Source organism: Ectobacillus sp. OTK (assembly GCF_059698935.1).
In genome coordinates, this window is the sequence record NZ_AP048547.1 from 388,761 (window position 1) to 400,000 (window position 11,240).

Below are 11,240 nucleotides of genomic sequence, written 5' to 3' on the forward strand. Positions count from 1 at the left end.
ACTACCACTATTCAATTAGATTTTTACTTAAATTTTAGTTAAAAACATATTGAAAGAGCTTTCATTAACTGATATATTGTTATTAAGGATTTAGTTAAATTTACTTAATGTGAGTCGAATTGTATTACTTTTAACGTATAAAATTTTAAAAAAGAGAGGAGCGGTAGTTAATGGCAACGATAAAAGATATAGCACGCGAAGCGAATGTATCTACTGCAGCGGTCTCTCGCATCTTAAATTACGATCAAACGCTTTCTGTTTCTGATGATACACGTCAAAGAGTATTGGAAATTGCACAGCAGTTAGACTACAAACCTTCCAAAAGAAAATCAGCTGGGAAGGCGGCAGCGGAAGAGAACCGTCCTTTTCAAATTGGACTTGTTATAGCTTTAACACCGCAGGATGAGATAAATGACCCATATTTTCTGTCCATCCGTCAAGGGATAGAGCGACGCTGCGAACAGATAGGGATCAAAATATCATCGGTAATTAGAATTAACGAAGAAACTGTCTATAGCAATTTTCAAGAGTTGGACGGTTTGATCGTAATAGGCAGTATTGACATAGCTGAAGGAAATCCGTTCTACCTTCAAAATACAAATGTTGTTTTTGTAAACAGCTCTCCGGATGAAGATCGATTTGATTCTGTAGTTTCTGATTATGAGAAGGCTACAGAAGGTGTGATGCAGCAATTGTTTGCTGCAGGACATGAACGTATCGGCTATATCGGCGGGAAGGAAATGGTAAAGCGGCTGAACGGAGAGGTATACCGTATGGAGGATGCGCGGGAGAAAACCTTTCAAAGAGTCATGAGGGAGAAGGGGTTATATAATCCTGAACATACCTTTATTGGCGAATGGACCCCTGCTGGAGGCTACGAATTAATGAAAGAGGCTTTGGATAAGGGAAATCGCCCTTCAGCGTTCGTGGTGGCAAGCGATCCGATGGCAATTGGAGCCATGCGTGCTCTTCATGAAGCCGGTATAAAGGTTCCGGAAGAAATGGCGCTCATAAGCTTTGATGATATCGAGGCCGCAGCCTTTCTTAATCCGCCTTTATCGAGTGTAAAGGTGCATACGGATGAAATGGGAGCTCTCGCTGTAGATACATTGCTGAGCCGATTGAAGGGCCGGCAGATTCCGATCAAAGTTGTGCTTCCTACAAAGCTGATAGTGCGAGAAAGTTGTTAAGTTAAATACGCAGGGGGAATTTAGCTCCCCCTGTGTGGATACAAATACTTTTTGTTAGCAATATTTTCATATATAAAAATTATACATTATTAGGGGGTTTACACATGAAAAAGGTAATACCGTTAATGATCACTGGAGCTTTATCAATCGCTGCACTTAGTGGATGCGGTAAGTCTGAAAGTTCCGCTTCCTCTGATGGAAAAGTAAAAATTGAATTTTTCGAGTATAAATCAGAAGCTAAGGGGACTTTCCAAGAACTGGCTAAAAAGTTTGAAAAAGAAAATCCAAATATTGATGTAGTTGTTTCGAATCCGCCAGATGCTGAAACGGTGTTGAAAACACGTGTTGCAAAACGTGATATTCCAGATATTATGGCGATTGGCGCAAACAACACTTTTGTAGATCTTACAAAAGCAGGAGTGTTTACGGATGTTACGAAAGACGAGAGATTAGATAAGATACAACCGTCTTACGTGCAGATGATGAAAGATGTAACCGCTTCAGACAAAGTGTATGCAATTCCGTATGCAGCGAATGCTAATGCTGTTATTTACAACAAAGCAATTTTTAAGGAGCTTGGACTAGAGGTACCAAAAACTTGGGATGAGTTCATCGCTGTTGCAAAGAAGGTTCAAGATGCAGGAAAAATCCCGTTCTACTTCACATTTAAGGATGGATGGACTACACTTCCAGCATTCAACGTGCTTGCTGCGAACACACAAGGACAGGATTTCTTTAAAAACTTAAATGCAGGAAAGACGACTTTTGCTGAAGGCTATAAAACAGCGGCAGATAAATTCGTTGAATTACTGAAGTATGGCCATAAGGATATGATGGGTAAAGCCTATAACGATGGAAACGTAGCATTTGCAAAAGGTGAATCTGCTATGTACCTGCAAGGGATTTGGGCAATTGCAGAAATCAAAAAAGCAAACCCAAATATTGATTTAGGAGTATTCCCATATCCTGTGACAAACAATCCGGCTGAAACAAAGGTTGTTTCAGGTATAGACTTGCTTTTAGGTGTATCTAGCCAAACAAAACATGCGAAAGAAGCGCAAAAGTTTATTGATTTCCTTCTAACGGAAGAAACTTCAAAAACGTATATTGACGATCAAAAAGCTTTCTCTGCTGTGAAGGGAGTAGAGCAGAATGACCTAAGTCTTGAAGGTCTGAAGGAAAGCTTTACGAAGGGTGCGCTTGTTGACTTCCCGGATCATTATATTCCAAGTGGTGTAGGCTTTGATAGAATTCTTCAAGAGTTTACGCAAAAGCAAGATACAAATGCCCTCTTAAATAAGTTAGATGCTGAATGGCAAAAGGTGCAAGGTCGTCAATAGATAAATGGTTGGAAGGGGAGTCGAGAAAGGATTTCGATTTCCCTTTCCCTAATTATGAAGGAGGTAGCCGCATGAACAGTGTAGGTAAATTAACCGCTGAAAAGACAGAGTCTTCTGTTATGCCCAAAAGGAAAAAGCCAAAGCAAGGCCACCTTGCGTATTATATTATGGCAATTCCGGCAGTGCTCTTGTTTGCAATATTTCATACGTACCCTGCTTTGCAAGGGATTTATTATTCCTTCACAAACTGGGACGGTCTTCGACTGGATTATGAATTTGTTGGCTTTAAAAACTACTTGAATTTATTTAAAGATGCGAATGTTCTTCACTCCTATGTCTTCACTTTTAAGTTTGCGGTTTTAGCTACTATTTTGGTAAATGTGCTTAGCTTGCTGATTGCGATGGGACTGAACGCTAAAATTAAGTATAAAAACTTTTTTCGCGGCGTCTATTTCCTTCCGAACGTTTTAAGTATGCTTATCGTTGGTTTTATCTTTAACTATCTATTTGCAAATGTTGTACCACAGTTAGGGGAAAAGCTCGGCATTACATTGCTTTCTACAAATATTTTGGGAAGTGAGGAATGGGCTTGGGTTGGTGTTGTAATCGTAGCGGTATGGCAAGCTTGTGCGTTAAACACAATTCTCTATCTTTCAGGGTTACAAACTGTTCCAGCGGAGCTATATGAGGCTTCAGGATTAGATGGTGCGAATAAGTGGCAGGAATTTTGGTATATTACGTTCCCGATGATTGCGCCTTTCTTCACAATCAATATGGTTTTAGCTATGAAGAATTTTTTGATGGTCTTCGATCAAGTCATTGCTTTAACGAACGGAGGACCTGGACGTGCTACTGAATCGATTTCCGTGCTTATTTACAAGGGTGGTTTCGCCGGCGGGGAATTTGCTTATCAGTCTGCAAACTCTGTCATATATTTCATTATCATTGTGATAATCTCTGTGCTGCAAATTAGATTTTTACAAAAACGAGAGGTGGATATGTAATGAGCAAACGCGTAAATTGGCCTATAACTACATTGATTGCTCTCGGATCTTTAGTGATTTTGTTTCCTTTGTATATAGCAGTCATGATTGCCATCAAGTCACCTGCTGAAACGGCAGAATCGGTTCTGTCGTTTCCGAAAGCGTTGCATCTTGAAAACTTTACGGATGCAATTGAGGCGACCAACTTCTTTCACGCATTTGGAAACAGTGTGTACATTACTGTGATTACTGTTCTTTTTACGATTTTAACAAATTCAATGGTTGCCTATGCCATTGCTCGAAATATGGATAAGAAATTCTTTAAAGGTTTGTATTATTACTTTGTAAGTGCACTCTTTATTCCATTTCCTATTATCATGCTTCCGATTGTTAAGCAAACGGCGGCATTTGGGATGGATAATCCAAACGGATTGATTTTCTTATATGTAGTATATGGAATTGCTTTTAATATCTTTTTGTATGTAGGTTATATTCGTTCAATTCCAAGAGAGCTTGAGGAAGCTGCGATTGTGGATGGCTGCAGCACGTGGGGCGTGTTCTGGAAGGTAATTTTCCCGCTTCTTGCTCCTATGAATGCAACGGTGGCAATTTTAACATGCTTATGGGCTTGGAACGATTTCCTATTGCCGCTTATTTTATTGAACGACGAGTCGCAAATGACATTGCCGCTTGTGCAATATGTGTTCCAATCTGAATTCGGAACTGACTACAACCTAGCGTTTGCTTCATATTTATTAGCATTGTCTCCTATGGTTATTGTGTATATCATTGCACAAAAATGGATCATCAGCGGTGTTACAAGAGGTGCTGTGAAATAGGATTGACTTAGAAACATTCAGAGAAAAAGGTGGTTATCGTATGGGGATACAATTTGATTCAGCTACACAAACTTTTCATTTACAAGCAGGTAATACAAGCTATGTAATGCAGGTAAGATCAGGATATCTTGTTCATTTATATTGGGGAAGGAAGATTCGAAACTTTTCTGGAACGAATGCACTGCAATTTCTAGACCGAGCATTCTCAGGGAATCCATTTCCTTCTAAGGATCGAACATTCTCGCTTGATACGCTGCCGCAGGAATATCCAGGCTACGGAGCAACTGATTTTCGTGTGCCAGCTTATCAAGTGCAGCTAGAAAACGGTACAACGGTAACGGATTTACGTTATCAATCTCATCGGATTTTTCAAGGGAAGCCATCCTTACCTGGGCTGCCGGCAACTTATACAGAGCAGGATAAAGAAGCGAGCACGCTTGAAGTGGAGATGAAGGATGAGCTTACGGGCTTTGTCGTTACACTTTCCTACACAGTCTATGAGGAGCGAAGTGTAATTACACGGTCGGTATCTTATCAAAATAAAGGAAATGAGAGCTTAAAGCTATTGAGTGCGTTAAGTGCAAATGTAGATTTTCGCACAGATGACTTTGATTTCGTTCACCTTTCCGGTGCCTGGGGGAGAGAACGATACGTGGAGCGCCATCCGTTAAGAGTAGGGATGCAATCTGTAGAGAGCCGCCGCGGGGCGAGCAGCCATCAGCAAAATCCATTCTTGGCATTAGTGAGCAAGGATGCGACAGAGGATAACGGGGAAGTATACGCCTTTAGCTTTGTATATAGCGGTAATTTCATTGCACAAGCAGAGGTTGACCAATTCCATAATACTCGTGTGTCAATGGGGATTAACCCGTTTGACTTCAGCTGGAAGCTAGATCCAGGTGAAAGCTTCCAATGCCCAGAAGTTGTTATGGTATATGCAGTGAATGGATTCGGTGAAATGTCCAAAACCTTCCATGACTTGTATAGAACCCGTTTAGCGCGTGGTTCGTTCCGTGACAAAGAACGACCAATTTTAATTAATAACTGGGAAGCGACATATTTTGATTTCAATGCAGATAAAATTGAAGATATTGCGAAGGTTGGAAGTGAATTGGGAATTGAATTGTTCGTCTTGGATGATGGCTGGTTCGGTAAACGAGATAATGATACAACCTCCCTCGGGGATTGGTTTGTAGATCGTGACAAGCTTCCAGAGGGACTTGATAATTTAGCGGAGCGTGTCCGGAATCTAGATATGCAATTTGGTTTATGGTTCGAGCCGGAAATGATTTCGGTAGACAGCGACCTGTATCGTGAGCATCCGGATTGGTGCTTGCATGTTCCAAATCGTTCGCGTTCGGAAAGTCGTAACCAGTTGGTTCTCGATTTCTCCCGTCCGGACGTGTGTGATGAAATTATTAAGCGTGTAAGTGCGATTTTAGCTAGTGCTCCGATTACGTATGTGAAATGGGATATGAATCGTCACATGACAGAAATCGGTTCGGCAGCTCTTCCACCTGAGCGTCAAAGAGAAACAGCGCATCGCTATATGCTTGGTTTATACAGAGTGATGGAAGAAATTACAACAGCCTTCCCGCATGTACTATTTGAAAGCTGTTCGGGCGGCGGTGGGCGATTTGATCCAGGTATCCTGCATTATATGCCGCAAACATGGACGAGTGACAATACAGATGCGATATCCCGCCTGAAAATTCAATATGGTACAAGTCTTGTATACCCGATTAGCTCTATGGGCTCTCACGTGTCGGCTGTTCCGAATCACCAGGTGCACCGCGAGACGTCCCTTAAGATGCGAGGGGACGTTGCGATGAGCGGAAACTTCGGATATGAGCTTGATTTAACAAAGCTAACGGACCAAGAGAAGGAAGAAATTACAAAACAGGTTCTCTTTTATAAGGAAAATCGTCAATTGATTCAGTTTGGAGACTTCTATCGTTTATGCAGCCCGTTTGCGGGAAATGAAACGGCATGGATGTTTGTTTCTCAAGATAAAACAGAAGCGTTGGTATTTTATTATCGGGTATTAGCTGAGGCAAACGCTCCTTTATCTGTTCTTCCTCTAAAAGGACTAAATCCGGATGTGAACTATACACTTAACAATGCAGAGGTTCACGGAGGAGATGAGCTGATGTATAGCGGCTTAGCTATTCCTGCAACATTACAAGGAGATTTCCAAAGCGCAGTTTGGAAATTGAAGTCTGAATAATCTGAATACAATAGTTTAACAGAAAAGCTATTTGTTTTATTAACTAAAGTAATAAATGATAAAAAGCGGAGATAAGTGGAGGCAAGGCAGCCATATTTCTCCGCTTGTTTTTTAAGGGGACAATTGTAATGGATACGAACTGTACGGCTTTAAATATAAGAGGGGGCGGATTTTATGGATTATCAAAAGCTGTTGTCAGAGTTTCATAACCGATTGGGGCAAGACGGGCAACGTATCTTCTTTGCGCCAGGGCGCATTAATTTAATTGGAGAGCATACTGACTATAATGGCGGCCATGTATTTCCTTGTGCAATTACCTTTGGTACGTATGCAGTAGTGAAGAAGAGGGAAGATCAAAAGGTTCGCCTCTATTCTATGAATTTTCCGAAAGAAGGAATTATCGAATTCGACCTGCAAGATCTTGACTATAACGAAAAGCATAGCTGGGCCAATTATCCTAAGGGAATGATTCGCTATCTTTTAAAAGCTGAACATTCTATTTTATCAGGATTGGATATTCTTATTTACGGGAATATCCCGAACGGCGCAGGATTATCTTCATCCGCATCTATTGAGCTATTAATGGGGGCAGTGTTGGAAGGGCTGTTTGATTTACAGGTAGATCGCTTAGATTTAGTCCAAATTGGAAAACGGGTCGAGAATGAATTCATTGGGGTAAACAGCGGGATTATGGACCAATTTGCAATCGGTATGGGGAAAAAGGATCATGCTATGCTGCTGGATTGCCAAACGTTAAACTATCAGTATGTACCGATTCGTCTAACGAACCATAGCATTATCATTATGAATACAAATAAACGCCGAGAGCTTGTTGATTCTAAGTATAATGAGAGACGCGCTGAGTGTGAAGAGGCTCTCAGACAGCTTCAACAGGCTATCGATATTCAATCGCTTGGAGAATTATCGGAAGAACAATTTGAGTACTACAGCCATACGGTTCGGAATGAGATTGTTCGAAAACGGGCAAAGCATGCGGTGTACGAAAATCAACGGACACTCAAGGCGTTTCAAGAATTAGAGAACGGCAACCTGTATGCATTTGGAGAGCTGATGAATGAATCTCATCGCTCCTTGCGTGATGATTATGAAGTAACAGGAATTGAATTAGATACTTTAGTAGAGTGTGCATGGGAGCAGCGAGGTGTAGTGGGCGCTAGAATGACGGGTGCCGGCTTTGGCGGATGTGCGATTGCGATTGTTGAAAAGGATGAAGTGGAGAACTTTATTCAGGAGGTTGGAGCACGTTACGAAGAGAAGATTGGCTATAAAGCGGCATTTTATGTTGCAAGCGTTGGAGAAGGAGCGAAAGAACTTATACTGGAGGAAGTACAATGAGCGTTCTTGTGAGTCCAAAACGAACCTCGATTCATCAAATTATCGGGGATGCATGGAATTGGCATCGAAATAATCAAGCCGGTTATAAAAAATGAGGGGGAAAGGCAATGGACATTTATCAATTGGTTCAAGGGCTTGTAGATAAAGCGATTTCAGTCCATCTGATTGAGCAGGAGGATGCTATATATGCACGAAATCAGATTCTTTCCCTGCTCGGCTTGGAGGAGTTTAGGCAGCCGAAGCAGAGTATGGCAGACAAGGATATTCCTGATTTACTGGAGGAAATTGCACAGTTCGCATGCCGCCAAGGTGTGATTGAGGATATTCTTGATGAGAGAGAAATCCTAACGAGCAAAATCATGAATTGTTTCGTTCCGGCACCTTCTATTGTAAATCGAATTTTTTATGATAAATATCAAGAAAATCCTGAGGCTGCCACGCAATACTTTTATGATTTAAGCCGCAATAGCAATTATATTCAGACAAAGCGAACAGAGAAAAACATTACGTATAAGGCAGAAACTGAGTACGGAGAGCTGGATATTACAATTAATCTCTCTAAGCCCGAGAAGGATCCAAAACAAATTGCACGCGAAAAGGAAAGAGAGACAAAAGGCGTGAATTATCCGAAATGCCTGCTTTGCATTGAGAATGAAGGCTATGCGGGAAGGATAGGTCACCCTGCTCGTTCAAATCATCGATTAATACGGATGAATATTTCAGGTGAGAGCTGGTTTTTTCAATACTCTCCTTACGCCTACTATAATGAGCATTCCATTTTACTTTCAGGTACGCACCGTGATATGAAAATCGATCGTAATACATTTGCTAATTTATTAGCATTTGTTCGGGATTACCCTCATTACTTTATTGGATCAAATGCGGACTTGCCGATTGTTGGCGGTTCGATTTTGACACACGATCATTATCAGGCAGGGAAATATGAATTTGCAATGGCAAAGGCTGAAGATGCCTGCCGTTTTCATTTAGAGCACTATCCTTCTATTTCCTGCTCAACTGTGAAATGGCCAATGTCTGTTATTCGCTTAAGAGGAGAGAATATCGAGGGCTTGGTGGATGCTTCCGTTCATGTGTTGGACAAGTGGAAATCATATGATAATCCGGCTGTGGGGATCTACGCTTTCACAGGCCAAACTCCCCATAATACAATTACGCCAATTGCAAGGAAAAGGGGTACCCTGTATGAGGTCGATCTTGTGCTTCGCAACAACCGTACAGACGAAGAGCATCCTCTGGGTATTTTTCATCCTCACGCTGACTTGCATCATATTAAAAAGGAGAATATCGGTCTCATCGAGGTAATGGGATTAGCGGTTCTTCCGGCAAGACTGCAGACTGAACTGCAGGAAGTAGAGGCATATGTGCTTGGACATTCTCAGCTTGTAGGTGCTTCTCATAAGGAATGGGCAGACACAATTAAAAAGCGGTATGCAGCTGAAGTAAATGAGGAAAACATCAACTCCATTATAAGAAAAGAAGTAGGGAAAAAGTTTTTGCGTGTACTACAGGACGCTGGAGTATTTAAGGAGAATGAAGAGGGAAGAACAGCATTTCAGGATTTTATTAGCGTGCTAAATTAACAATAGATATAATTGCTTATATACATTAACAGCCCCTTTCATTTTTTAGGATGAAAGGGGCTGTTTTGTATGGTGATATTACATTGATATGTGTTTTTCTTGAAAGATGCGAAAGTATAATTTTTGAGGGTGTTGTCTAGCTTCATCGGCCTGCTCACTGTAGGCGAAAGGCTCTCCTCCATTTGTAAAACGGGTGGATTACATCTTGCCTAAGAAGCTGTAGCTTACTCTGGTACACGCGCCAGCAGCAGACCGCCCAAGGCAAACAGTACAATTAAGCTGAACACACCACTATTCGTATTGCCAGTTATTTGTGCCGTCACACCAACTAGTGCAGGACCGATAATAGCTGCGAACTTTCCGAAAATATTATAAAAGCCGAAAAATTCATTTGCTGCTTCTTTCGGAACAAGACGGGCAAAGTAAGCGCGGCTTAATGCTTGAATGCCGCCCTGAGAGGTTGCAACAAGCATAGCGAGAATCCAAAAGTCTAATGTTGATTGTAGAAAATATGCATATGTGCAAATGATAATGTATACGATAATGCCAACATACAGCATTGTTTTTGTTTTAAACTTTTCTGAAAGCCTTCCGTACAACAATGCAAACGGACAAGCAACAACCTGTGTAGCGAATAGGATAATTAACAGATTTGTGGAGCTGATCCCTAAATCCGTTCCATATGCAGTGGACATCTTAATGATGGTATCCACACCGTCTATATAAAAGAAGTAAGCGAGCAGGAAGAGAAAGAGAGCTTGGTGTTGCTTTATATTCTGAAAGGTTCCGAATAGTCGTTTAAAGCTATTTATGATTGGCTGCGGCTCGTGTTCAATATAATACCGCTGTTCCACGTTTTTTAGCATAGGAATGGTAAATAGTCCCCACCAAAGTGCAGTAATAGCGAATGCTGCTTGACTTGCAGCAGCAGCAGTTAGCGGAAGCACAGCTTGCTGTGACAGGATAATGAGAGCGATCGATAAAATAAATGGAATTGTGCTCCCGATATAGCCCATCGCAAGCCCTCTAGCGGAAATCTGATTCATTCGCTCTTCGCTCGTTACATCGACGAGAAATGCATCATAGAAAATATTGGCCCCTGCAAAACCGATAACAGTGCACATATAACAAAGCAACAGCACGCTCCACTGCTTTCCGGGGACAATTGCCAATAGCATCGTAAAGATAATACCTAAGGAGAAGAAGAAGGTGAAAAACCTTTTTTTAAAATTACGATAGTCAGCAATCGTTCCTAATATAGGAGCGAGAATCGATATAAGCAACGTAGCAATCGAATTGGCATATCCCCAATATGCAGTAGAATTGGCAGCTGTTACACCTGCGTTCTTTGCTGCTGCCTTAAAGTATATAGGGAATACGGCTGTTGTGATAATGAGGGAGTAAGCTGAATTTGCCCAATCGTAGAAAATCCAGCTTTTTTCTTGCTTGGACATGCTTTTCATAGAGAGCACCTCTTCTTTTATAAATGTATTACAGAACTTTAATGTTCCTAGGAAAAGGCAGGGAAGATGAAAGATACAAGTCTATGGGGAAGCAAGTGAAGGAATATATGCCTTTATTATATGCATCCCTTTATAATAATTATTTCGGAATTCAAAATGGTAAACATGACAATCCTGTAAGTTCTCTGGATATCTCTACTTATATTAACCTAGTAGGCTAGAATAAATATATAGGCTTTCA

The 11,240-nt window shown here is 41.2% G+C and carries 8 protein-coding genes; 7 read left to right on the forward strand and 1 reads right to left on the reverse strand.

The genetic code is table 11. The annotated features are described in order from the left end of the window. The first annotated feature begins 170 nt into the window (after positions 1–170). The 7 genes from AC6HZ4_RS02020 (at position 171) to galT (ending at position 9,536) form a co-directional block, all read left to right on the forward strand. Positions 171–1,190, forward strand: coding sequence for a LacI family DNA-binding transcriptional regulator (locus tag AC6HZ4_RS02020; RefSeq protein WP_497493369.1), 1,020 nt, complete (start codon positions 171–173; stop codon positions 1,188–1,190). Between the two features lie 104 nt (positions 1,191–1,294). Further along, positions 1,295–2,530 carry an ABC transporter substrate-binding protein gene (locus AC6HZ4_RS02025; protein WP_497493370.1) on the forward strand — a complete coding sequence of 412 codons (1,236 nt, stop codon included), beginning with the start codon at positions 1,295–1,297 and terminating at the stop codon, positions 2,528–2,530. Between the two features lie 119 nt (positions 2,531–2,649). After that, positions 2,650–3,534: a carbohydrate ABC transporter permease gene (locus AC6HZ4_RS02030; protein ID WP_497495568.1), complete on the forward strand. Its 885-nt coding sequence runs from the start codon at positions 2,650–2,652 to the stop codon at positions 3,532–3,534. After that, positions 3,534–4,352, forward strand: a complete 819-nt coding sequence (locus tag AC6HZ4_RS02035; protein ID WP_497493372.1) for a carbohydrate ABC transporter permease — start codon at positions 3,534–3,536, stop codon at positions 4,350–4,352. Before AC6HZ4_RS02030 ends, AC6HZ4_RS02035 begins: the two co-directional genes overlap by 1 nt. A gap of 40 nt (positions 4,353–4,392) precedes the next feature. Beyond that, a complete protein-coding gene (locus AC6HZ4_RS02040; RefSeq protein WP_497493373.1) occupies positions 4,393–6,579 on the forward strand; it encodes an alpha-galactosidase in 2,187 nt (728 codons plus the stop codon). 174 nt (positions 6,580–6,753) lie between these two features. After that, positions 6,754–7,935, forward strand: coding sequence for a galactokinase (locus AC6HZ4_RS02045; protein WP_497493374.1), 1,182 nt, complete (start codon positions 6,754–6,756; stop codon positions 7,933–7,935). 107 nt (positions 7,936–8,042) lie between these two features. Then, positions 8,043–9,536, forward strand: coding sequence for a UDP-glucose--hexose-1-phosphate uridylyltransferase (gene galT / locus AC6HZ4_RS02050; protein WP_497493376.1), 1,494 nt, complete (start codon positions 8,043–8,045; stop codon positions 9,534–9,536). 224 nt (positions 9,537–9,760) lie between these two features. Here galT and AC6HZ4_RS02055 read toward each other — a convergent pair whose 3' ends face one another. Continuing rightward, complete coding sequence (locus tag AC6HZ4_RS02055) at positions 9,761–10,999, reverse strand: MFS transporter (protein WP_497493377.1); 1,239 nt, start codon at positions 10,997–10,999, stop codon at positions 9,761–9,763. Positions 11,000–11,240: the final 241 nt, after the last annotated feature.

Excerpts from the sequence above, each read along its gene's own strand:
- AC6HZ4_RS02020 (WP_497493369.1), top strand. The coding sequence starts at position 171 with ATGGCAACGATAAAAGATATAGCACGCGAAGCGAATGTATCTACTGCA.
- AC6HZ4_RS02025 (WP_497493370.1), top strand. The coding sequence starts at position 1,295 with ATGAAAAAGGTAATACCGTTAATGATCACTGGAGCTTTATCAATCGCT.
- AC6HZ4_RS02030 (WP_497495568.1), top strand. The coding sequence starts at position 2,650 with ATGCCCAAAAGGAAAAAGCCAAAGCAAGGCCACCTTGCGTATTATATT.
- AC6HZ4_RS02035 (WP_497493372.1), top strand. The coding sequence starts at position 3,534 with ATGAGCAAACGCGTAAATTGGCCTATAACTACATTGATTGCTCTCGGA.
- AC6HZ4_RS02040 (WP_497493373.1), top strand. The coding sequence starts at position 4,393 with ATGGGGATACAATTTGATTCAGCTACACAAACTTTTCATTTACAAGCA.
- AC6HZ4_RS02045 (WP_497493374.1), top strand. The coding sequence starts at position 6,754 with ATGGATTATCAAAAGCTGTTGTCAGAGTTTCATAACCGATTGGGGCAA.
- galT (WP_497493376.1), top strand. The coding sequence starts at position 8,043 with ATGGACATTTATCAATTGGTTCAAGGGCTTGTAGATAAAGCGATTTCA.
- AC6HZ4_RS02055 (WP_497493377.1), bottom strand. The coding sequence starts at position 10,999 with ATGAAAAGCATGTCCAAGCAAGAAAAAAGCTGGATTTTCTACGATTGG.